This is a genomic window from Chryseobacterium arachidis, from assembly GCF_900129245.1.
In the GTDB taxonomy this organism is placed as follows: Bacteria; Bacteroidota; Bacteroidia; order Flavobacteriales; family Weeksellaceae; genus Chryseobacterium; species Chryseobacterium arachidis.
In genome coordinates, this window is sequence record NZ_FQUT01000002.1 from 13,784 (window position 1) to 37,273 (window position 23,490).

At 35.3% G+C, this 23,490-nt stretch carries 23 protein-coding genes and 1 tRNA gene; 14 read left to right on the plus strand and 10 right to left on the minus strand.

The window, feature by feature from the left end; translation table 11 throughout:
• Nucleotides 1-92 precede the first annotated feature (92 nt).
• The gene (locus tag BUA89_RS03680; RefSeq protein WP_072953300.1) at nucleotides 93-356 is read right to left on the minus strand and encodes a hypothetical protein; all 264 of its coding nucleotides are present in this window, start codon (nucleotides 354-356) and stop codon (nucleotides 93-95) included.
• Between the two features lie 233 nt (nucleotides 357-589).
• Between BUA89_RS03680 and BUA89_RS03685 the strand changes: the two genes are divergently transcribed.
• The 10 genes from BUA89_RS03685 to BUA89_RS03720 all read left to right on the plus strand — a co-directional run bounded on the left by BUA89_RS03685 (nucleotide 590) and on the right by BUA89_RS03720 (nucleotide 11,243).
• Entirely contained in the window at nucleotides 590-1,048 is a 459-nt protein-coding gene (locus tag BUA89_RS03685) for a GtrA family protein (protein WP_072954213.1), read from the plus strand.
• Nucleotides 1,049-1,051: 3 nt separating this feature from the next.
• Entirely contained in the window at nucleotides 1,052-1,777 is a 726-nt protein-coding gene (locus BUA89_RS03690; protein WP_083531594.1) for a lysophospholipid acyltransferase family protein, read from the plus strand.
• Between the two features lie 40 nt (nucleotides 1,778-1,817).
• A complete protein-coding gene (locus BUA89_RS23275; protein ID WP_072953302.1) occupies nucleotides 1,818-3,578 on the plus strand; it encodes an MFS transporter in 1,761 nt (586 codons plus the stop codon).
• Between the two features lie 91 nt (nucleotides 3,579-3,669).
• Nucleotides 3,670-4,629, plus strand: coding sequence for a DUF3810 domain-containing protein (locus BUA89_RS03700; RefSeq protein WP_228420520.1), 960 nt, complete (start codon nucleotides 3,670-3,672; stop codon nucleotides 4,627-4,629).
• Nucleotides 4,630-5,187: 558 nt separating this feature from the next.
• Entirely contained in the window at nucleotides 5,188-6,693 is a 1,506-nt protein-coding gene (locus BUA89_RS03705; protein WP_072953303.1) for a thioredoxin domain-containing protein, read from the plus strand.
• 100 nt (nucleotides 6,694-6,793) lie between these two features.
• On the plus strand, nucleotides 6,794-6,991 hold the full coding sequence (locus tag BUA89_RS23550; protein ID WP_455423252.1) for a bacteriocin-like protein: 198 nt from the start codon (nucleotides 6,794-6,796) through the stop codon (nucleotides 6,989-6,991).
• A gap of 29 nt (nucleotides 6,992-7,020) precedes the next feature.
• Complete coding sequence (locus tag BUA89_RS23055) at nucleotides 7,021-7,197, plus strand: bacteriocin-like protein (RefSeq protein WP_178362425.1); 177 nt, start codon at nucleotides 7,021-7,023, stop codon at nucleotides 7,195-7,197.
• A gap of 220 nt (nucleotides 7,198-7,417) precedes the next feature.
• The gene (locus BUA89_RS03710) at nucleotides 7,418-9,613 is read left to right on the plus strand and encodes a peptidase domain-containing ABC transporter (RefSeq protein ID WP_072953304.1); all 2,196 of its coding nucleotides are present in this window, start codon (nucleotides 7,418-7,420) and stop codon (nucleotides 9,611-9,613) included.
• 60 nt (nucleotides 9,614-9,673) lie between these two features.
• A complete protein-coding gene (locus BUA89_RS03715) occupies nucleotides 9,674-9,853 on the plus strand; it encodes a bacteriocin-like protein (protein WP_072953305.1) in 180 nt (59 codons plus the stop codon).
• Between the two features lie 91 nt (nucleotides 9,854-9,944).
• Complete coding sequence (locus BUA89_RS03720) at nucleotides 9,945-11,243, plus strand: HlyD family secretion protein (protein WP_072953306.1); 1,299 nt, start codon at nucleotides 9,945-9,947, stop codon at nucleotides 11,241-11,243.
• A gap of 61 nt (nucleotides 11,244-11,304) precedes the next feature.
• Here BUA89_RS03720 and BUA89_RS03725 read toward each other — a convergent pair.
• The 9 genes from BUA89_RS03725 to greA form a co-directional block, all read right to left on the minus strand.
• A tRNA-Met gene (locus BUA89_RS03725) sits at nucleotides 11,305-11,378 on the minus strand.
• Nucleotides 11,379-11,422: 44 nt separating this feature from the next.
• Nucleotides 11,423-12,709, minus strand: a complete 1,287-nt coding sequence (locus BUA89_RS03730; protein ID WP_072953307.1) for a peroxiredoxin family protein — start codon at nucleotides 12,707-12,709, stop codon at nucleotides 11,423-11,425.
• A 61-nt stretch (nucleotides 12,710-12,770) separates the two neighbouring features.
• A complete protein-coding gene (locus BUA89_RS03735) occupies nucleotides 12,771-13,007 on the minus strand; it encodes a signal peptidase (RefSeq protein WP_072953308.1) in 237 nt (78 codons plus the stop codon).
• Nucleotides 13,008-13,012: 5 nt separating this feature from the next.
• Nucleotides 13,013-15,037, minus strand: a complete 2,025-nt coding sequence (locus BUA89_RS03740; protein WP_083531595.1) for a T9SS type A sorting domain-containing protein — start codon at nucleotides 15,035-15,037, stop codon at nucleotides 13,013-13,015.
• 161 nt (nucleotides 15,038-15,198) lie between these two features.
• Nucleotides 15,199-15,435 (minus strand): signal peptidase, encoded by a 237-nt coding sequence (locus BUA89_RS03745; protein WP_072953309.1) that lies wholly within the window; start codon nucleotides 15,433-15,435, stop codon nucleotides 15,199-15,201.
• Nucleotides 15,436-15,440: 5 nt separating this feature from the next.
• On the minus strand, nucleotides 15,441-17,480 hold the full coding sequence (locus BUA89_RS03750) for a T9SS type A sorting domain-containing protein (protein ID WP_083531596.1): 2,040 nt from the start codon (nucleotides 17,478-17,480) through the stop codon (nucleotides 15,441-15,443).
• A 117-nt stretch (nucleotides 17,481-17,597) separates the two neighbouring features.
• Complete coding sequence (gene clpX, locus BUA89_RS03755; protein WP_072953310.1) at nucleotides 17,598-18,785, minus strand: ATP-dependent Clp protease ATP-binding subunit ClpX; 1,188 nt, start codon at nucleotides 18,783-18,785, stop codon at nucleotides 17,598-17,600.
• Nucleotides 18,786-18,861: 76 nt separating this feature from the next.
• Nucleotides 18,862-19,251 carry an HIT family protein gene (locus BUA89_RS03760; RefSeq protein WP_072953311.1) on the minus strand — a complete coding sequence of 130 codons (390 nt, stop codon included), beginning with the start codon at nucleotides 19,249-19,251 and terminating at the stop codon, nucleotides 18,862-18,864.
• 41 nt (nucleotides 19,252-19,292) lie between these two features.
• On the minus strand, nucleotides 19,293-19,763 hold the full coding sequence (gene greA / locus BUA89_RS03765; protein ID WP_072953312.1) for a transcription elongation factor GreA: 471 nt from the start codon (nucleotides 19,761-19,763) through the stop codon (nucleotides 19,293-19,295).
• A 111-nt stretch (nucleotides 19,764-19,874) separates the two neighbouring features.
• Here greA and BUA89_RS03770 point away from each other — a divergent pair, with 111 nt between their 5' ends.
• The 4 genes from BUA89_RS03770 (at nucleotide 19,875) to BUA89_RS03785 (ending at nucleotide 23,339) form a co-directional block, all read left to right on the plus strand.
• A complete protein-coding gene (locus BUA89_RS03770; protein ID WP_072953313.1) occupies nucleotides 19,875-20,330 on the plus strand; it encodes a hypothetical protein in 456 nt (151 codons plus the stop codon).
• Entirely contained in the window at nucleotides 20,330-20,779 is a 450-nt protein-coding gene (gene dtd, locus BUA89_RS03775; protein ID WP_072953314.1) for a D-aminoacyl-tRNA deacylase, read from the plus strand. Before BUA89_RS03770 ends, dtd begins: the two co-directional genes overlap by 1 nt.
• 30 nt (nucleotides 20,780-20,809) lie before the next feature.
• Nucleotides 20,810-21,493 (plus strand): FKBP-type peptidyl-prolyl cis-trans isomerase N-terminal domain-containing protein, encoded by a 684-nt coding sequence (locus BUA89_RS03780; protein ID WP_072953315.1) that lies wholly within the window; start codon nucleotides 20,810-20,812, stop codon nucleotides 21,491-21,493.
• 154 nt (nucleotides 21,494-21,647) lie between these two features.
• On the plus strand, nucleotides 21,648-23,339 hold the full coding sequence (locus tag BUA89_RS03785) for a S8 family peptidase (RefSeq protein ID WP_178362426.1): 1,692 nt from the start codon (nucleotides 21,648-21,650) through the stop codon (nucleotides 23,337-23,339).
• Nucleotides 23,340-23,490: the final 151 nt, after the last annotated feature.

Here is a 23,490-nt window from a genome sequence, read left to right on the forward strand (position 1 = left end):
AACCTTGACAAGGATGATGAAGATTTAACAAAAAAAGAGAACCAGTTATTCTTAGTTCTCTTTTTATTCGTCCTGAGTGTGATGCATAATTATTAATGTTTAATCTCCGTTTTTTTATCGTTAAACTGTATCAGCCAATCTTCGATCTCATCTTCCAGATAGGAAGTCTGAAGGATCATCGCATTGATAAAATCATCTGGTACAGGTTCGCCGCTGGAGTTTTCGAGGTTCCAAAGTTCATTGGACATATTTTCGTACTCTGAATAGACACGTTTGAAGCGTGAATTTTCTCTTTCAAGGGCTTCAATATTTTGCTGCTGAAGCTGGAATTTTCTGTATTTGTTTTGACGTTTCATACAAATATTATTATAATGTGGTAAAAAAATGTTTTGGTCGTATGCCTACAATCGCGCACTACAAGATAGAAAAAACCATCAACACAAACAGTTGAAAATGAATTTATTATCAGGTCAGGTTTACATCATTCTGAAAATTAAATTTAGAAATTATTTTGAATCAAAAAAAATATTTAACATCTTTTTTTATCGGTTTAACATATAATTATAAATTTGCATATCATAAAAATCGGATGAGAGATTTAATACTACGCCAGAAACAGGTTTTGTTCTTCATCATAGCCGGAGGACTGAGTGCCATTGTAGAAATCGGGAGCTTTAAGTTCTTCAGCACTTCCCTGCCTCAATTCTTTCCGCGTGAAACCAATTTCCACGGAATCCACTATCCGCTGAGCAATATTTTCTCTACAAGCTGCGGCATTATCAGTAATTATTTTTTGAGCATCTGGTTTGTTTTTGAAAGAGGAAAACATTCTAAGAGAAAGGAGTTTCTTTATTTTATGGTAGTGTCTTTTATTTCGACTTTAATGAGCCTTGGTTTTTTCCAGATTTTTTACAGCTTTATATTTAAGGATAATATTGATTTGATTATTTATACCTTAAGCCCGGAAATCATCAGTAAGATTGCAGCCATTTTATTGGTTTCCATTCTTAATTATTCAGTCAAGAAAAAAGTAATTTTTAACGGATAAGCTGTGACAAAAGTTTTAAATCGTCTTTGGAGATTCTGGTTGTTGCTGTTGGCATTTGTCTTCACCATACTTTTCGGAATCCCTGTTTATATTTTATCCTTCAGTAAAAAACATTATAAATATGCTTATAAATTTATAAGATGCTGGAGCTACTGTATATTTTACGGAATGGGACTGCGCTATGAACTGAAAAAACTTTCTGAGCAGAAATTAGATAAAAACCAGCAGTATGTTTTCATTTCGAATCATACTTCCATTATGGATATTATGTTGATGTGCATTTTGTGTGCAGATCATCCCATTTGCTTTGTCGGAAAAAAAGAATTGGTAAAAATTCCGATTTTCGGAACTATATATAAAAGAATATGCGTAATGGTAGACCGTAAAAGCGCGAGAAGCCGGGCCGATGTCTACAGAAGATGCGCCGAAAAAATGGAAGAAGGAAACAGCATCGTTATTTTTCCCGAAGGTGGAGTTCCGGATGATACTTCTATTATTCTGGATGAATTTAAAGATGGAGCCTTTACTCTTTCTTCAAAACATAATTCACCAATCGTTATCTTTACTTTTATTGGTTTAAAGGAAATTTTCCCATTTGACAATTCCCAAGGCTATCCCGGTAAGGCAAAAGTATACTTCAACGGGATTTTAGCTCCTTCAGATTCACCAAAAGATCTTAAAATGTCTTCTTTTGAGACAATAAAAAAAACGCTTACAGAATTCAGTTAATTGCATAAATAAATTATATTTGTGCAATTAAAAAAACAAAATGGATTCTAACCAGCAACAGACCAAGTGGTCTCAATTTCTCTCACTCATCGTAGTGTTCTTTTTCTGGGGCTTTGTGGCCGCAAGTAACGATATCCTTATTCCTGTATTCAAAAAATGGTTTGTGCTTTCTCAGGTACAAAGCCAGTTGGTAGCATGGGCTTTTTATGTAGCATATTTTGTGGGATCTGTGGTATTTTTCCTAATCTCTATCAAAAGTGACATCCTTCAGAAATTCGGGTATAAAAAAACGCTCGCTGTCGGACTTCTACTTTCTGCATTAGGAGCATTTCTTTTCGTTCCAGCAGCTGCTGCGGCAAACTTCTGGTTCTTCCTGACTGCCCTTTTCATCGTAGGTTTAGGCTTTTCTGTTCAACAGATTGTTGCCAATCCTTTAGCCATCAAAATGGGAAGCCCTCAAACCGGAGCTCACCGTCTTACACTTGCAGGAGGAATCAACTCATTAGGAACAACTATTGGCCCTATCCTTGTAGGGATCGCACTTTTCGGAATGGGAAATGATAAAGAGAGTAAATCGAACGATAAAAATTTATCTAAAATAGAAGTTGTAAAGGCTGAATATATTACTCATAAAAATGAATTAGCAAAAAATGTTGAAGAGCTTCGCTCTGACAAAAATGACGATCCAGCCACAGTAAATGCTACAATAAGTACTGCACAGGCAAATATTGACGCTTTAGATACAGAAATCAAACAGCTTAATAACATCTCTGTAGCAAGTGATCAGCAAGTGGACAGCTTTTCTAAAAAATTAGAAAAAATCAAAGAAAAATCTTCAGCAATTTCTTACCCAATTGAATTTGTAAAAGAAAACCTGAAAATGGTGAAAATTCCTTTTATTGTACTAGGAGTTGCTTTTATTCTGGTTTCCATCTTTATGCTTTTCTCTAAAATTGAAGATCCTGCAAAAGAGGAAGAAGAAAATACTGAAGAGGGAAGCTCTAAATTCAACATTTTAAAATACCCGCAATTATATTTGGGAATGCTTGCTATTTTCATTTATGTTGGTGTGGAAGTTTCTATTATCAGTAACTTGCCTGCATTACTTCATACTAAAGAATTCGGAGGAGTCTTGGAACATAATATAGCACCGTTTGTTTCTCTTTATTGGGGAAGTTTAATGATCGGTAGATGGAACGGAAGTATCAACGTTTTCAATATTTCTAAGACAACTATAAATATCTTAAAATTTGTAGTTCCTTTCATTGCATTTGCGATTATTATCGTAGCCAATACTCTAAGTGGAAAAGACGTTTCTTCTTTCTATATTTACGGATTCTGGATTTTAGCATTTATATTAATGAGTTTCCTTGGTGGAAAAAATGCAGGGAAAACATTAATGATTTTTGGAGTTGCAGGCGTTATAATGATGCTGATCGGATTGGTTTATCCAGACAAGGAAATTGCGAAGTACTTCTTCATTTCAGGAGGTCTTTTCTGTTCAATCATGTGGCCGTCGATCTTTGACCTTGCCATTGCAGGATTAGGCAAAAATACAGGTAAGGCTTCATCTTTCCTTGTAATGATGATTCTGGGTGGAGGTGTAATTCCTTTGGTTCAGGGATGGCTTTGTGATTTTGATAAAACAAGCGAAGGAATCTTAGGAATTACGTGGACTCATTTTTCATATATCATACCGGTTTTATGTTTTGTTTATTTAGCTTTTTATGGATTTATTACTCCAAAAATTCTGAGAAAACAAGGCATCGAAATGGGTGAATCTGCATCTCATGGTCATTAATACAACAAAAATAATACATAAAAAAAGATTTTGGGCGGGTTTATTACTTGCCCAATTTCTTTTGTTCTTTACATTTTCAAAATCAGGAATAATGATTTCTTTTTTTGAGTGTTTTTTTGAAGTTCAGAAAACGGTTCATCAGATTGTTTTCTCATGGATTCCTTTTTCGTTTGGAGATTTTCTTTATATTTTGCTGGGAGTTTTCCTTCTTTATTTTATCATTAAATCTTTCAAAAAGAAAAGTAGAAATTCTTTTTTAATAAAGATTTTAGCAGTTATTAATATCTTTTATTTCTTATATCAGATATTCTGGGGAATGCTGTACTTCCAGACTCCCATCATTAAAAAATTGCAGAGTCAGAAGGAACCGACTGTTGAAAAGGCAAAAATATTAGCCTTAAAATATTTAAACAAATGTTCAGCAACGAGAAAATTGGCAACTGAAGACAGAAACGGTATTTTTATCATTAAAAATCTAAAAGCTGTGCAAGCCGAAATTCTTTCCCAACAGACGAAACTTCCGAATATTATTTCAAATAAAAAAGCTCCGGCAATCAATTCATTTAAGCCTAGTTTATTTAAAAATGTTATGAATTTTACCGGCATTTTGGGATATTATAATCCTTTCACTGCCGAGGCACAGTTTAATTCACAATTACCAAATACATTAATACCTTTTACCTCTGCACATGAAAGCTCGCATCAGCTTGGCTTTGCAAGAGAACAGGAGGCAAATTTTGTCGGATATCTTATTGGCATCAATTCTAAAAATACAGAGCTCCGTTACAGCACAGAATATTTTACCTTAAAAAGTTTATTGAATTATATTGCAGATGAAGATCCGGAATTTGTAAAATCTGTACTGAAAAACTATTCTCCTGAAATGAAGAGAGACCGGGCTTACGAAAAAGCTTTCATCTTAAAACATCAGGGACTATTGGACGACTTTTTCGGATTCACTAATAATCTCTTTCTGAAAAGTAATCAACAGGAAGGATCTATCACTTATTCTTATTTCATCGACCTTCTGTTGAACTACGAAAAGGTATAAAAACAAAAGAATCGTATCAGGCGATACGATTCTAAAAACACAAATGATGAAAAAAAATTTATTACCTTGACTTGTTCCCTCATTCAAGGCGTTGTAAAAGTACGACATATTTTAGAAATAAAAAAAAAATACAATCCTTTTTTACAACTTTATGAAAACTTTAAGAGTTTTTAAGTTTTTATTAAACTGCATGCATATTAAATAATTATTAAAAATAATTTAAATCACTGACAAAAAGACAATTATATTGTAAAATACTTCATGAAATATTAATAAATCAAATTTTTCTTTATCAAAAACAATGAGTTATTTTATCATAATCTTCACTATAATTCCGAATTTCTTCTTACACTTTTGATTTCTTTTTTACATCTTTTTACTGAACACTTTTTATTTCTCAAAATTATTTTTCAAAAGCTGATTCATTTTATTTTATATAGTATAACTCAATCATAACTTTCAAATATCTCAATATCAAAAATTTAATTTAAATCACATAAAATTGAAAAAAAAATTTGTTTATTTCGAACATCTCCTTATTTTAGATGAAAAATTAATATGCTCTTGGACAAACTCATTCATCATCTGAAGCTCGATAAGCAAGAGTTTCTTTTTCAGTTCAACTCACATCCCAATTATCCGTCTGCATTGGCTTTCAGTGATACCTTAAATTTTTTAGGAGTAAAAAATGATGCCTACGAATTAGATAAAGAATATTGGGACGAACTGCCCGAAGAATTTATAGCGATTGTAGACAATTCATTTTCTCTTGTCAAAAAAACGGGAACACAATATTCCATTTATTCGGATAATACCAAAACACTCAACAAAGAAGATCTTCATAAAAAATCGGCAGATTTTGTATTGCTTTTTGAAAAAGATCATTCTGAACAGAAAAGTACAACCAGCTACAAGCCTTTTATATATGCAATCTTTGCATTGATTATTGTGTATTCTTTTCTGAATCAAAATATATATGCTGCTTTATTTAATGTACTTTCACTCTTGGGGGTGTATATTTCTTTGGAAATCTTTAATCAGAAATTCGGAAATACTTCTACGGTGATTGGCAGTATATGCGGAGATACAGCAGGAAATCAAAATGTAAACTCGTGTAATAAAATTATCCATCAGGATAAAACAAGTATCCTTGGGCTTAAGTTTTCAGACTTTTCACTGATTTATTTTGCTGGTCTAACGGCTCTTGGATTATTTTTACCAGCGACTTCTCTTATTGTTAAAGGTTTTACACTAGCCTCCGTTATTGCCATTGGTTACTCACTTTATATTCAAGCTTTTGTAGAAAAAACATTCTGCCGTATCTGTCTTATCATCATTTCAGTTTTAGTGGCTCAGCTTGCCATAAGTTTATTTTTATTTGAAAATGTTTCTTTTGATGCTAAAACTTCACTGTTAAGCCTGCTGCCTTGGATTTTATCATTCACTATGGTTTTATATTTAAACAATACGTTGAAAGATAAAGAAAATATCCAAAAAGCAAATGCAAAAAATCTCAGGTTTAAAAGAAACTATGAACTTTTCAAAAAAGAACTTTTGGAAAATGAAAAAATAAATTTCACGGATAACGAGACTTTATTTGTAGGAAACAAGGAGGCAAAACTTCATATTTCAATTGTTTCTAATCCGTATTGCGGATTTTGTAAAGACGGCCATAAAATCGTTGAAACACTTCTGGAAAAATATCCTGATGACATTTCTGCACAGATGCGATTCAATTATTCTAACGAAAATCAAAACGAAAAATTTACCAATCTGATCGGCGATTTTATGTTTGCTTATAAAAACAAAACAGAAAAAGAGTTTTTGCAACTTGTAGAATATTGGTTTGAAACAAGAGACGAGAGTAAGATCAGTCAGAAAAATGGTAAGATTTCTCAACCTGAAGATCTGACAGCATTAATTGAAATGTCTGCAGAAAACAAAATTGCAGGGCTTAATTTCACGCCTATCATATTAATCAACGGACGCCAGTTTCCTGACCTTTATGATCGTGAAGATATTTATTATTTTATTGATGAATTGATAGAAGATGAAGAAATTTAATATAGAAATAATTTTCAAATTGCAAAATTCACTATATTAGGAAAAAAATAGCGGATTCCGAAAAGCTTTATAGAGTAGGAAAACTAAACAAATTATAACTATGAAAAATTTAAAAAAAATCTCAAGAGAAGGTTTAAAAACTGTTCATGGTGGGTACGGTCCTCCCATCAGTGACGGACTGGGTGGATGGTATTGCCCTAACAGATTTGATGTTATTTGTCTACAAGGTTGCACGCCAATGTGCATGAGTGGCACACAATGTAAATTATCCTTATGCATAGATCCTGTTTGGGGATAAAATTTATTAATCATTACAAACTTATTACTATGAAAAATTTGAAAAAATTATCAAGAACCAATTTAAAAAACTTAACTGGAGGCATTACAGAAGAGTGTGCAAGAGCTCAAGCAACGATGACTTGTTTTCCAACTTTACTTGCTTGTCAAGATGGTGTAGACCCTGATGAACTTTGCTTAAAGGTTTGCAATAAATATTGTCGTTAGATAACATCCCAAGATAAGATGGAAAAATATAAAAACTATATAGCATTAAGTATCTTATTTCAATAATTAATAGTACAATAGTTTATTTTTTTTTCAATTCTTGGATTTATTTAATCTGTAAATGTAATGATATCACTAAAAGTTTAATCAACTTTTTAAGAATATAAAAAGTTGTCGCCATACCGGCGGCAACTTGTTTTAAATATAAAACGTTATTTCATTGAAGAAATCCTTTCCCTTTTTTCGCCAGCCAGACTCTAAAGACTGTGGCCCTACATGTCTCCGTATCGTAAGTAAACATTACGGTAAAAGCATTTCTTTACAACAAATTCGTAATCTTTCAGAAACGACCAGAGAAGGAAGCAGCTTACTTGGATTGAGTGATGCTGCCGAAGATCTCGGGTTCCGTTCATTGGGAGTTCAGATCAATTTTGAGTCGCTTGCTGAGGAAGTTCCTCTTCCCTGTATTGCCCACTGGAACAAAAATCACTTTGTTGTTGTCTATAAAATTGATAAAAATAATACGGTCTATATCTCGGACCCCGGATACGGCCTGATTTCCTATACAAAAGAAGAATTTATAAGATCCTGGATCGGAGAAAATGCCAATGAGAAAACAGAAGAAGGAATTGTATTGATTTTAGAAACCACGCCTTCTTTCTTTCAAACTGAATTCGACAGCCAGGAGAGCAAGGCCAGTTTTTCTTTTCTCTCAAAATATCTGCTGAAATATAAATCTTTAGTCATTCAGCTTGCTGTGGGACTTTTGGCAGGGAGTTTACTGTCTCTTATTTTTCCGTTTCTTACCCAGAGCATTGTAGATGTCGGAATCCAGAATCAGGATCTTAATTTTATTTATCTTGTTTTATTGGCTCAGGTTATGCTTTTTATAGGAAGAATGGGAATTGAGATCATCCGTAGCTGGATTTTGCTGCACCTATCATCCAGAATTAATATTTCTATTATTTCCGATTTCTTTATCAAATTAATGAAACTGCCCATCAGTTTTTTTGATACCCGAATGACAGGGGATATTATGCAGAGAATTAACGATCACCACAGAATAGAACAACTCCTTACAAGTTCTTCTCTGAACACTTTGTTTTCTATGGTGAATCTCATTATTTTCAGTATTGTCCTGCTATTTTATGATTACAGGCTGTTTATAGTTTACCTGATAGGAGCCGGAGCTTATATAGGATGGATCAGTTTTTTCCTGGGCAAAAGAAAAGAGCTGGATTATAAAAGATTTTCACAGGTTTCTGAAGAGCAGAGCAAAGTTATCGAACTTATCAACGGGATGCAAGAAATAAAAATGCATAATGCCGAAAAACAGAAACGCTGGGATTGGGAATTTTTACAGGTAAAATTATTTAAAATAAGAATAAAGTCTCTGTCTTTAGAACAGTGGCAATCGGTTGGAGGAAATTTCATCAACCAGATCAAAGATATTTTAGTAAGTTTTCTGTCTGCAAAATTGGTTTTAGACGGTAATCTTACATTAGGGATGATGCTTTCCGTACAATATATCATGGGACAATTAAACAGTCCCTTGCTACAGCTTATCGATTTCATCAAACAATTTCAGGATGCCAAAATATCACTTGAAAGGCTCGGAGAAATCCACAATAAAGATGATGAAGAAAATAAGGACGAGCATTACAGCCATGATCTTCCTGAAAAAGATATAGAAGTAGATAATCTTACCTTCAGATATACAGGATCTGATGCGTTTGTCTTTGAAAATCTCAGCCTGAGTATTCCTTATCAAAAAACTACGGCGATTGTAGGAGCCAGCGGAAGCGGAAAAACTACTTTGTTAAAGCTTTTGATGAAATTTTATGAACCTTCCGAAGGTGAAATAAGACTTGGAAATACCAAACTTAAAAATATTTCGCCAAGATTCTGGAGAGACCATTGCGGTGTTGTAATGCAGGAAGGCTATGTTTTTAATGATACCATTGCCAACAATATTGCTGTCGGTGAAGATCATGTGGATAAGCAAAAGCTGAGAAGATCTGTTGAAATCGCTAACATTAAAGATTTTATTGAGGAATTACCATTAAGCTACAATACAAAAATCGGAAACGAAGGCGTTGGAATAAGTGGCGGGCAAAAACAGAGGCTTTTTATTGCGAGAGCCGTATACAAATCCCCCGAATATATTTTATTCGATGAAGCAACTTCCGCCTTAGATGCCAATAATGAAAAGATTATTATGGAGAATCTCGAACAGTTCTTTAAAGGTAAAACAGCAGTCGTGATTGCTCACAGGCTTTCTACAGTAAAGCATGCCGACAAAATTATCGTTTTAGACAGAGGGAAAGTAGTAGAAGAAGGAAACCATGCAGAATTGGTATCTTTAAAAGGAGAATATTACAGATTGGTGAAAAATCAATTGGAATTAGGAAATTAAATTTAAAAATAAGCGGCATCCGAAAAGCTTAAAGAGTAGGAAAATACCAAATTTATTACAATGAAAAATCTAAAAAAAATCTCAAGAAAAGAAATGAAAAAGGTAAAAGGAGCTGGTGGACCATATTATCCGGATGATAGCATCTATGACTGCAGATGTTTGCTGAATGATGTATACGATGTACTTGAGCAAGCTTGTGTAGATATACATGGTAATTTTTATTCAAAAGTTTGCAGCTAATATAATAGCATTTAAAAAATTATACTTTTTGAATATCATCAATTCAAAGTAAAAGCAATCTCCTGATTTTGGAGATTGCTTAAATTTAACTATGGAAAAAGACATTTTAGATAATATAGAATTACGTTCGGAAAGCGTTCAGGATATCTTGACGCAGCCACCGCATTGGATGATACGCTGGGGAAATACCATCATTTTTTTAATACTGGTTCTCATTTTAATAATGAGCTATGTCATCAAATATCCGGAATTTATTCCGGCTCCTATCGTTGTAACCTCTCAGAATCCCCCTGAAAAATTAGAAGCCCGTATCAATTCTAAAATAGAGAAGATCATGATTAAAGATCATCAGAATGTCAAGAAAAATGATGTATTAATGGTGATGCAGTCTACAGCCAATTATCAAGATGTATTAGAACTCAAACAAATTGTTGATTCTATTTCTCCTGATGCACTGGGAAGATTTCCTTTAAGCAAGGCCTCACATTTCAAACTTGGTGAGTTGCAGGGAGATTACAACAGCTTTGCAAAAGCATTTCAGGATGAAGCTTTATTTACAAGGCTTCAGCCCTATGCTCCGGAAAATTTAGCCGCCAATCAAAGTCTTTCGGAATATAGAACCCGAATTACTACAACACAACAGCAAAAGAAACTTGAAGAGGCTAAATATGAGCTTACAAAAAAAAATTATCAGCGTTCTCAGGAACTTCACAGGCAAGGTGTTATTGCTTCCGTAGAACTTGAAAACGAAAAAATAAAATTCTTACAGGCCCAGCAAAGTCTCGAGAATATTAATATTTCACTTTCCCAGATGGAGGAAGGAATATCGAATGTAAACAGAACTAAAAGCGGAGCAGCCATCAATACCGAAAAAGATAAGATCACCTACTCTTCTCAAACGTTACAGCTATTTGAACAGCTAAGAAGATCATTAAAGCAATGGGAGCAAAATTACCTCATTATTTCCAATACTGAAGGAACTGTAAGCTTTCAGCAGTTTCTTGGCGAAAATCAGTTTATAAAGGCCGGAGACGCGATACTTTCCATCCTTCCTAAAAACCGCGAAAAGTTGGTAGGCAGAATGTCTGTCCCGGCCATTAATTCAGGAAAGATTGCTTCTGGGGAAAAGGTTTTAATTAAACTGGATAACTACCGATATCAGGAATACGGTATTGTAGAGGGAAAAGTACAGAATATCTCTTTGTCACCAGATAAAGACGGAAATTATTATGTAGACGTTCTTCTTCCTAAGGGATTAAAAACAAGCTATAACAAAAATCTGGTCTTTGATAAAGAACTAAAAGGAAATGCAGAAATCGTAACCCAGGATCTGAGGTTAATAGAACGATTTTTCTACCAGATCAGAAAATTATTGGGGTATCAGAGTTAAATATACCAATTATATACAAACAAAAAAACCGAAACAAATGTTTCGGTTTTTTTCGCTATTGTAGCGAAGACGGGAATTGAACCCGTGACCTCAGGGTTATGAATCCTGCGCTCTAACCAACTGAGCTACCTCGCCGTTTTGGTGGTGCAAATATACAAAAATATTTACTCCCTCCAAATTTATTTCAACTTAAAATATTCTAAAACATCCCCAACATGCTCTGGTTTATTGATTATCTTATTGTTAGCATCCAAAATAAAATACGTTGGCGTTGCATGAACATTATAAGTTTCTACATAACTGCTGTTCCATCCTCTCAATTCAGAATCATTTACCCAAGGAAATGCAGAGATCTTTTTAGAATAAGAATCTTTATCAACATCCAAAGATAAGCCTACCACCTGAACATTCTTACTCTTCAAATCATTATATTTTGCCAATAGCTGGGGAAGCTCAGTTTCACAATGTGAGCAGGTAGAAGACCAGAAAATAACGATCTTTTTATCAGCTTTAATATCATGAAGAGATTTAGCTGTAGTATTTGTAGCCGTCTGGAATTTATTATTTGGGAAAACCGCTCCCATATCCACATTCGCATTAGACTTTAGTGTTGTTGCTAATCTGTCTGTAATTGTACATTTAAGATTTTTGGCAAGGTTTAGATATTTATCTTTAAATTCCTGCATGTCATAAGCATCAAAAACATCGATCAGTTCAGATAAAACCGTTTGTCCTCTTGGAGTCTCAACTTTTAATCTGTCTAATAGTTTATCAACAGAGCCGGTAACATTTGTGTTGCCTCCGTTATTAAGATAGCTCACCAAAACCGGTCTTAATAAAGACGAGGTTTCCAGCATATCGTTTGATTTGTCTATAAAATTAATAACATCATCCTGACTTACTTTTTTCGCAGCGTCATTAGAAAGATATTTGGCATAATTGGTATTATAATAATATACAAAAGGATGCTGAGTCTGATCAATACCGTCAGCATTTCCGGAGAGCCTGCTGATTTCAATTTTTAAAGCCTTTCCAAAATCTGTATTGTCTTTATAATATTCTTTGATCTGAGACAGTGCCGGAAGAATTAATTCTTTCTTTTGAGAACCTTCCTGAAGTTTACTCATCACGCTGTTCGCCTCGTCAAGATATACGATGTCTTTTACCTTGTTACCCTGTGTTTCCAGCTTTACATTTACATTTTTATTTTCAGAAATAAAATTAAAGGTATTATTGGATCCCGGAAAATATACTTTCATCATTCCCATATAGTTTTTAGGGTACTTGAAAGTCCAGGTATTATTCTTGCTTTGTTCTTTAGAAAAAATAATATCCTTAGAACCGTTTAGAGTATATAAAATTGCATCTTGATCTTTGAAATCGGCAGGAGCCTGAATGGTAACCGTAAACTGTGCCTGTAATGAAAATGCAGCCAGTAAAGCTGATGTTGTAAAAATCTTTTTCATAACGTAAAAATAAAAAAACTCTCCGACTAATCAGAGAGTTTAATATTATTTTAATAAAATTTTATGCCTTTTTCGAGCTATACTTTTTCGTAAAGAATAGGATCAGCATAATCGCGATAACTCCTAATCCTATCACATACATATCGATAGGCGATTTCAATGGTGGAGCTCCTGTTCCGGATCCTCCTGTACTCCCTCCCCCTGGATTCGATGGGGTTACATCACCCGGTAACTGGGCATTCAGCAATGATACTGTGATAAGTAAAAAAGCGTAGACTAGTTTATTAATAGTTTTCATAGATATTATTTTAAGATTTTGGTGTTAACAATTTCTCCTTTGTCAGAAACAACTTTTACGATGTAAGAATTTTTCAGTTTGCTGTCTAATTCTAGTACATAGTCTGATGATGTGCTTACTGCTTTTTTAGAAATAACAAGTTTACCACTCATATCATAAACTTCAATATCTGCTTTTTTCCAGTTCGGATCAAATCTTACAATATAGTTGTCGATTGCCGGGTTGAAAAGAACCAATGTTTTTACAGAAGCATTCGCTTTTTCATCCGTTGCAAGTACTACATTGCTTGGGCTTCCGTAATACAGGTCATATACCGCTGCTGTCACAGGAATAGTTTCTCCCTGTTTTGCCTGCTGTACTGTTCCGTTGGATGCTTTATAATAGAAACCGATTCCCGAAGAAAGAGCATGAACGCCATTTGCTATCGGTTCAGCATTTTCTTTAATTTCAAATTTATAAGATTTTACGGCTGCCATATTGTATGTTACAAGCTTCACGTTTTTCCCTAAGAAATTGTTTTCGTTAGCTTCATTGATATACAGCCAGTAATTTGTATTGTTATTGTCGTAACCTCCGTTTGGTGCTTCTTCGAAAGTACCGATCACATCTGCTCCTGAAGCTCCTGCCTGAACAGATGTTGCACTAGAAGTCTGGTGACCTGTTGTCATATCAGGACTTACTACATAATACGTTCTTCCTATTTCCTTTCCGGCAGCATCTAAGGCAATAACGCCTAACTGTTTTACGCCTCCTGTATACGTTTTAGCAGCTCCTCCTTTTGCAGCAGTAACATCATAATTGGTTCCGTCTGCTCTTACCGTTCCCGCAAATCTTCTTAACGTTGCGAAGTTCAGAGTCTGAGGGGTATTGTCTCTCAGCTTCAATACAAAAGTCTGCATTGGCTTGATGATAAGACCTTCATCTCCTACAGGAACACCGGCAGCTGTAAAGGTCTGAGTCTGTGCTCCGGTTGCATACGTAGCAGCTCCTCCTGATGAAGTCGGATATGTTACAACAGTTCCTGCTGTATATTTAACTCCCCAGATATTGGAAACTGCATTTCCATCACCCGTTCCCGATTCGGTATATCCGATTCTTGACAAATCGATATTGGTAAAATATGGATTTCCAAACTGATAAATATTTCTGCCGTAATCAGCATTTGAAAAAGCTCCAGTGGTGTTGCTGAACTGATCCTGAAGATAAGAATAATATGTTTCTCCGTACTGGTTGGTCGCATTACCATTTGTCCCGAAATTTATACCGTTACCCGCATTCTGTAGTGTGGCAGTTTCCTGTGCTGCGTTAGGTGCATATGCCCTTCCATGCAATGTATAAACAGTTCCTGTAGGTGTTGGTGCGATAGTTGGCATCGTTGCTGGTGGAGTACTTAAATCTAAGTTATTATTACTTGAACCCAACATGAAATAATTTGCTCCATTAATCAAATTCGTCCCCACCCCTCCAATTGATATTACTGAATTCAAATCAGTAATATGATTGGAAACTACATTGGTATTGTTCCAATATAAGATTTCATTTTGAGTCCATCGGTTTGGACTGAATGTCTTTCCTAATTCAGTAGATAAAGATGCAAATGTTTTATTCATGAATGGCAAAGCAATCTGCTGGAAGTAATTCCCATTACCATGTCTTGCAGTTCTATACTCCTTACTGATAATTCCCGGTGTATTAAGCTGATTATTTGATCCTGCAATGAATAACTGTCCATATGTTGAGGTGGCATAATTAGCAGGATCATTCAATCGAAGAACGATATTTCCTCCATCTGTTTTAGGATCTCCATTTAAATCCAATGTCCGGATTCCGGTAGTCCCTCCTACAGAACTTTCAGCTATCACATTTCCATGTATGTCAAGCATTCCGGAACCTCTGGTCTGCAGAGCCCCATTGTTGTAAACCAACGTGCCTTCACTTACATAAGTACTAGCCGTATCGTCTATATGTAACTGCGCCTGAACAGAGACTATAGCGGCTAACAAAGCAATAGTTAATAAACTTTTTCTCATTGTTAATTATTTTTTGTGTTAATAATCAATTAAATAAAATCGCAAGGAGAATTTTAATGATTAAAAATCAAAATTCATCCATCATATCTTATATGAATTTTTTACAATGTAAAAATAAAAAAAATTCTCCGACTAATCAGAGAATTTTTTTATTTATTGTATTATATTTTCTTAGCAGTATACTTTTTCGTAAAGAATACGATAAGCATAATCGCGATAATTCCTAATCCTATCACATACATATCGATAGGCGATTTCAATGGCGGAGCTCCTGTTCCGGATCCTCCAGTACTCCCTCCTCCTGGATTCGAAGGGGTTACATCACCCGGTAACTGGGCATTCAGCAATGATACTGTGATAAGTAAAAAAGCGTAGACTAGTTTATTAATAGTTTTCATAGATATTATTTTAAGATTTTGGTGTTAACAATTTCTCCTTTGTCAGAAACAACTTTTACGATGTAAGAATTTTTCAGTTTGCTGTCTAATTCTAGTACATAGTCTGATGATGTGCTTACTGCTTTTTTAGAAATAACAAGTTTACCACTCATATCATAAACTTCAATATCTGCTTTTTTCCACTTCGGATCAAATCTTACAATATAGTTGTCGATTGCCGGATTGAAAAGAACCAATGTTTTTACAGAAGAATCCGCTTTTTCGTCTGTTGCAAGTACTACATTGCTTGGACTTCCATAATATATATCATAAACCGCAGCTGTTACAGGAATAGTTTCGCCCTGTTTTGCCTGCTGTACTGTTCCGTTAGGGGCTTTATAATAGAAACCGATTCCCGAAGAAAGGGCATGAGCGCCGTTTGCTATTGGTTCTGCGTTTTCTTTAATTTCAAATTTGTATGATGTTGCAGCTGTTGTGTTGTAATTAACAAGCTTAACATTTTTCCCTAAGAAATTCACCTCGTTAGCCTCGTTGATATACAACCAGTAATTCATATTGTTGTTATCATAACCTCCAGTTGGTGCCTCCTCGAAAGTACCGATCACATCTGCTCCTGAAGCTCCTGCCTGAACAGTAGTAGTACTGGCAGTCTGATGACCTGTCGTCATATCAGGACTTACTACGTAATACGTTCTTCCAATTTCTTTTCCGGCAGCATCTAAAGCAATAATACCTAATTGTTTTACACCTCCGGTATATCCTTTTGCAGCTCCTCCTTTTGCAGCAGTAACATCATAATTGGTACCGTCTGCTCTTACCGTTCCTGCAAATCTTCTTAAAGTTCCAAAATTTAAAGTTTGCGGTGTATTATCTCTCAGTTTCAATACAAAAGTCTGCATCGGCTTGATGATAAGACCCGCATCCCCAACAGGAACTCCAGCTAAAGTAAAGGTCTGAGTTTGTGCTCCGGTTGCATACGTAGCAGATCCTGTTCCACTGCTATTAGGATAGGTTACTACAGTACCTGCTGTATATTTAACACCCCAGATATTGGAAACAGCATTTCCGTCACCTGTAGTAGCACCTTCTGTATAACCGATTCTTGATAAATCTATATTGGTAAAGAAAGGATTACCAAACTGATAAATATTTTTACCATAGTCTCCCTGAAAAATTCCTGTCGTATTGCTGAACTGATCCTGAAGATATGAATAATACGTTTCTCCGTATTCGTTGGTCGCACTACCATTTGTTCCAAAACTTACTGCATTTCCTGCATTTTGTAAAGTAACTGTATATGTATTATTTAAACTATGAGGTCTCCCGTGGATAGTATATACTGAACCTGTAGGAGTTGGCGCAATGGTTGGCAAAGTAGCCGGTGGTGTACTTAAATCAAGATTGTTATTGCTTGATCCTAACATATAATATCCTGCTACTGAATTTGGAGTAACCGCAATAATTCCTCCAGTTCCATTGCCTGTAGTTGAATTTAAATTAGCAACATTATTCGAAACAACATTTGCATTGTTCCAATACAGAATTTCATTTTGTGTCCATCTTGAAGTACTGAATGTTTTACCTAATTCTGTGGACAGACTGCTATATTGTTTTTGTGCAAAAGGTATGGCAATCTGTTGGAAATAATTTCCATTACCATGTCTTGCTGTTCTATATTCTTTACTTACAATACCCGGATTAGCTTGAATATTGCCATCTAAATATAGTTGACCGTATGTAGATGTATCATAATTAGCGGGATCGTTAAGTCTTAGAACAATGTTACCGCCGTCCATTTTATTGTCAGTATCGTCGGCGTTTCTTGTAGCGATTATTCCACCAGGAGCGGCAAATCCCTGTACATAAGCGTTTCCGTGAATATCCATCATACCACTTCCAAGAGTTCTTATTTGACCACCTGAATAGAATAATGAACCTTCACTCACATACACTGTAGACACATCAGTCAGCGTTGTTGTTCCCGACTGCGCCTGAACAGAAATTGCGAGTGCCAACAAACCAATAGTTAATAAACATTTTTTCATTGTATAAAGTATTTGTGTGTTAAACAAAATCAAAAATGTGTCAAGATACAATCACTTGTAAATTAACACAATATCTCATTTGCAAAGGTATACCTTTTTTATTAAAAAACAAAGATTTTATTTACCCGTCAAAACATTGTCTTCGGTTAAGATAATTTCCTTGTCTTCCCCTATAGAAAACATGTAGTCTTCAAGCACTTTTTCGGTTGTTCCCCTCAATCCTCTTGCTCCTAATCCTTTTTCCATAGTCTCTTCTACAATTCTTTCAATGGCAGGGTCTGTGAACACCAGATTCGTCCCGTCCATTTTGAAAAGTTCTATAAACTGATTCACGATCGAGTTTTTAGGCTCTTTCATAATTCTTACCATCGTCTCTTTTGTGAGTTTATCGAGGTAAGTAATGATCGGAAATCTTCCCAAAAGTTCGGGAATTAATCCGAAAGAACGAAGGTCGATCGCATTAATATTTGTTAATATATACTCATCCTCATCGGTTTTATTGATCTTTTCGGCACTGAAACCAATCGCCTGCTTGTTCATTCTTCTCTCGATGATTTCTTTGATTCCGTCGAAAGCTCCCCCCGCAATAAACAAGATATTCTGAGTATTGACCTGAATATATTTCTGATCCGGATGTTTTCTTCCTCCCTGTGGCGGAACATTCACAATACTTCCTTCCAGTAATTTCAGTAATCCCTGCTGAACACCTTCCCCGGAAACGTCTCTGGTGATACTCGGGTTATCAGATTTTCTGGCAATTTTATCAATCTCATCAATAAATACAATTCCTTTTTCCGCTTTCTCCACATCATAATCTGCGACCATTAATAGCCTGGAAAGGATACTTTCAACATCTTCCCCTACATAACCTGCTTCTGTTAAAATAGTGGCATCCACAATACAGAAAGGGACATTCAGCTCTCTGGCAATGGTTTTCGCCAATAAGGTTTTTCCCGTTCCCGTTTCACCAATCATGATGATATTTGATTTTTCCAGCTCCACTTCTCTATTTTCATCTTTAGCGTGAAGCAGCCTTTTATAGTGATTGTAAACGGCTATCGACAATTGTTTTTTTGCCTGATCCTGCCCGATCACATACTGATCCAGAAATTCTTTAATCTCTTTAGGCTTTTTCAGTTCTTCTATATTTTCTGCAGGAGCATAATCTGATTTTGAACCACTGTCTTTTACAATCGCATGCGCCTGTTCGATACAGTTTTCGCAGATAAATCCGTTTTGTCCGGAAATCAGCATCTGCACTTCATTTCTCTTTCTTCCGCAGAAAGAACATTGGTTTGAATTCATTTTTTATATCTAAATAATAAGGTATAGATTGAAGAAACTCGTAAAAGTTAGCTTTACGAGTTTCTGTTTATTTTTTTTAAGAATTAATAATCGAATTCTGAATTTCTGTATATTCTTCGTTCGTCAGTTTTAATCTTTCATTTCTAAAATTCATATCTTCCACCTGGTTTAAGGGGATTAAATGAATGTGTGCATGGGGAACTTCCAATCCTACAACAGCCACTCCTACTCTTACACAGGGAATTGCTTTTTTTATTTTTTTGGCCACTTCCTGAGAAAAACCCCAGAGGTTTTTGTACTCTTCGCTCTCCAGATCAAAAATTAAATCAACTTCTTTTTTGGGAACTATCAGTGTATGTCCTTTTACCAAAGGCATTGCATCCAAAAACGCAATAAAGTTTTCATCTTCGGCAATTTTGTAAGAAGGGATTTCGCCTTTGATGATTTTTGTGAATATTGTGCTCATTTTTTCTAAAATTTTCAGAGATTAGAAGTTAGATTTCGTTCTTACAGAGTAATGTCTAATACTTCAAAAGACAGTTTGTTTCCGTTTGGCAACGTAATATCTGCGGTTTCACCCACAACTTTTCCCAGCAATCCTTTTGCGATCGGGGTGTTTACAGAGATTTTTCCCGATTTAAGATCGCTCTCATTATCAGGAACCAATGTGAATACCTGCTCCTGTTTGGTTGCATTATTTTTTAGTTTCACCGTTGTAAGGATTGAAACTTTTGAAGTATCTAACTGACTTTCGTCTATGATTTTTGAAGTAGAAATAACGTCTTTAAGCTTAGAAATTCTCATTTCAAGCATTCCCTGTGCTTCCTTCGCCGCATCATATTCAGCATTTTCAGACAAATCTCCTTTGTCTCTTGCTTCTGCGATTTGCTGGGTAATTTTAGGTCTTTCTACAGTTTCCAACTGTTCCAGCTCAGCTTTCATTTTCTCTAATCCCTCCTTTGTAACATAGCTTGCCATAATTTTCAAAATTTAGTTTTAGTATAAAAAAATAATCCGACATTTGCCGGACAATGTTTTTCGTGTTATAATCGTTTATATTTCTACAAATATATAAAAATTTAAATTCAAATGAAAAAAACTTTTTCAATATTATCTATCATCACATTATTGGTTTTCAGTAATTTAAGCCTAAACTCATGTAATACACAAGATACAGTAAGTTGTTTTCCAAATGCACCAGTAAATGTTACGATAAACCTTAATCAACCCGCTTATTTTGATTTAAACCAGCCAGGGGGATGGATATACTTAAATTTAGCAGGACAGACTGGAACCAGAGGCTTAATTATAGTGAGAAGATCTGACACTCAATTTCAAGCATATGATAGGAATGCACCTCATATTTGTCCAGATATCAATACAACACTTGAAGTCACAAATAATAATCAAACCATTATTTGTCCAAAGGATAATGCTACATGGATTTTATTAACAGGAGATCCAACTGCAGTTGCTGGTATACCTCCAAAAACTTATCTTTATAATTATAATCCTTCAACAAAAGATTTAAATATTTATTATTAATGAAAGTCGTCATACAGAGAGTTTCCGAATCAAATGTAAAAGTAGACGGAAAAATTGTCGGAGATATCGGAAAAGGATTAATGCTCTTGATAGGAATTGATGAAAATGATTCAACATCTGATGCAGACTGGCTTGTTCAGAAAATTTTGAATCTGAGAATTTTTGGGGATGAAGATGATAAACTGAATCTTTCTGTTCAGGATATCAAAGGAGAAATCTTATGTATCAGCCAATTCACATTAATTGCCGATTACAAAAAGGGCAACCGCCCGTCTTTCATTAAAGCCGCAAAACCCGATCAGGCCATTCCGCTGTTTGAGTATTTTAAAGATGAAATTTCAAAATCCGGTCTGAAAATCGAAAGCGGAATTTTTGGTGCCGACATGAAAGTTTCATTAATCAACGATGGCCCTGTCACCATTGTGATGGATTCAATTACAAAAGCGTAAATTCGCAACCAAATATATTTACATTTAACAATGAAAAAAACGTTAATTACCTTAGTTCTTCTTGCAGGAGTAAACCTTACATTTGCTCAGAAATCTTATACCGACGATCAGAAAGCATCTTATTATATCGGTCTGGACATTGCCCAGAATATGAAAAGACAGGGATTTCCTGCAGATCCTGAACTTTTGGCTCAGGCGATAAAAGACGGCCTTACCGACAAACCGACGTTATTCCCGAAAGAAGAAATGGGATCTTTCTTACAGGGATTCATGCAAAAGCAAAATGAGAAAAAACAGGCTGAAGCAAAAGTAAAAGCCGAAGAAAACAAAAAGAAAAGTGCAGATTTCCTTGCTAAAAACAAGCTGAACAAAAATATAAAAACTACCGCAAGCGGTCTGCAATATGAAGTATTAAAAGAAGGAGACGGAAAAAACAGACCCGTTGCAACCAGTACCGCAAGCGTATTGTACACCGGAAAACTAATGGACGGAACTGTTTTCGATTCTACCGATAAGAATGGCGGTAAACCTATTGATCTGAGCCTTTCTGGAGTTATTGCAGGCTGGACAGAAGGTATGCAGCTGATGAGCAAAGGATCTAAATACAGATTCTACATCCCTGCCGAACTGGCTTACGGAGACAACGGTGCCGGAAATGTAATTCCTCCGGGAGCTGCTCTTATTTTTGATATCGAACTGGTAGATTTTAAATAATCTTTAGCTTAAAAATACAAACGTCTTTCAACCATTTGAAAGACGTTTTCTTTAGGTAATCTGATAAAACCTCTGCAGGATAAACTTCTCTGCAAAAAGCAAATAAAATTAAATCACTACATTTATCTCCTAAAAACTTAACCAAAAAATGCCTATGAAAAAAAGAATTATGATCCTGGCAATTTTCTGCTTCTTCTTATCGTTTGGACAGAGCAGAAAAGGACAATTCCAGCTACAGAAAAACTCAAACTCGCACAGCCTTTACGTTGCTTTTTCTAAAAATTCAAATGCTGTTGCTGATATCGTCGGTTATACTTTAAGCAAAAATCCGGAATTTAAAGAATTTGTAACGAGAAACGGAATTTCTTTCGTAAATGATCTCGGTTTCAGCGACAAAAAGCTGAATGAGATGAAAGCAGACAGCAGAAACAACAGAAAATCAGAAGAATCTGTTGACAAACTGAGACGAATTTTCAAAGTGGAATCTGCTGTACAAAACAATGATGATATTCTGAAATTAGCAGAAAACCTTGAAAAATTTTCTGAAATAGAATACGCTTCTTTATTGAGTAACGAACCGATTGAGCCACCCGCAACAGCAGCTTTTGTGATCACGCCTGATCTGGAAGCTTCACAAACTTATTTGTTTGCCAATCCGGGGATTAATGTAAATTATGCATGGTCCAGAGGCATTACAGGGCAAAATGTGAGAGTTCGTGATGTAGAATATGGCTTTCATAAGACTCATGAAATGTTGGTCGACCGCAATGCTATTCAGTTAGAATCGGGTGTTGGAATCAATGCACAATTAACAAATCCCAGCAGTTCTTATTACAGCTGGCTGGATCACGGAACTGCCGTCATGAGCATTATGGGTTCAGGAAAAGACAATATCGGACTTTCAGGAAGTGCCTACAATGTTCCTGAAATGAAAGGTTTTCTGGAATGGACAACCTCTTCCTACAATAGAGTAGCTGCTGTAACGAGATCGATCAACGCTTCTCAGGCAGGAGATATTATTCTCTATGAAATGCAGACGGGAGGACAAAATTCTAATTACGTACCCGCAGAATACGATAATCTTATTTGGGATTTAACAAAAGCCGCGACAGATTCCGGAATTATCATTATTGCAGCAGCAGGAAACGGTAACGAAAATCTTGATGCTACTTTCTATTCATCATATAACGCAAGAGGAAACAGCGGTGCTATTATTGTGGGAGCAGGAAGCAATACCACTGCCCATTTCAAATTAAGCTTCAGCACGTACGGAACGAGAGTCGATGTACAAGGTTGGGGGCAAAATGTTTTGGCGGCAGGATATGGAAGCTGGGCAACTTATGATGGAGATATCAACAGAAAATACACTCTTTTCAGCGGAACAAGCTCGGCAACTCCCATTGTAGCCTCTGCAGCTATTTTAATCCAGTCGTATTATCGTCAGGTTACCGGTCAGTTTTTAAGTCCGGCGGCAATGAAAAACCTTTTGGTCAATACAGGAATTCCTCAGGGTGGAAATTTAGCCACAAAAATTGGTCCTCTCCCGAACATTCAGGCAGCTATTGAATTCTTAGACAACAGCGGTACCCTTTCTACAAGAAATGCAACCCTGACACCTTTAAAAGTTGAAATTTATCCGAATCCGGCAACGAATTATATTTCAGTACGAAGCTCAGACAGCAAAAATATTGATTTTGAAATCATCAATATGGCGGGACAATCGATCCTGAAAAGCTCATCGTCATCTGACGAAAAACTGAATATCTCAGACTTGCAGAAAGGAACGTATATCATCAGTGCGACAGATGGACAAAGAAGAGTGGTTGAGAAATTTATTAAGCAGTAATCCGAATATTTCTTTAAAATAAATCCTTAAGAGTCTGTTTAAATTTATGATTTACTTTTAACATTAAGAAATTAAGAGTATTAGCTTAAAAAACTTAATAAAAATCAATTTATTGTTTTCTTAACCAAAAAAAATACCTTAATTAACTGAA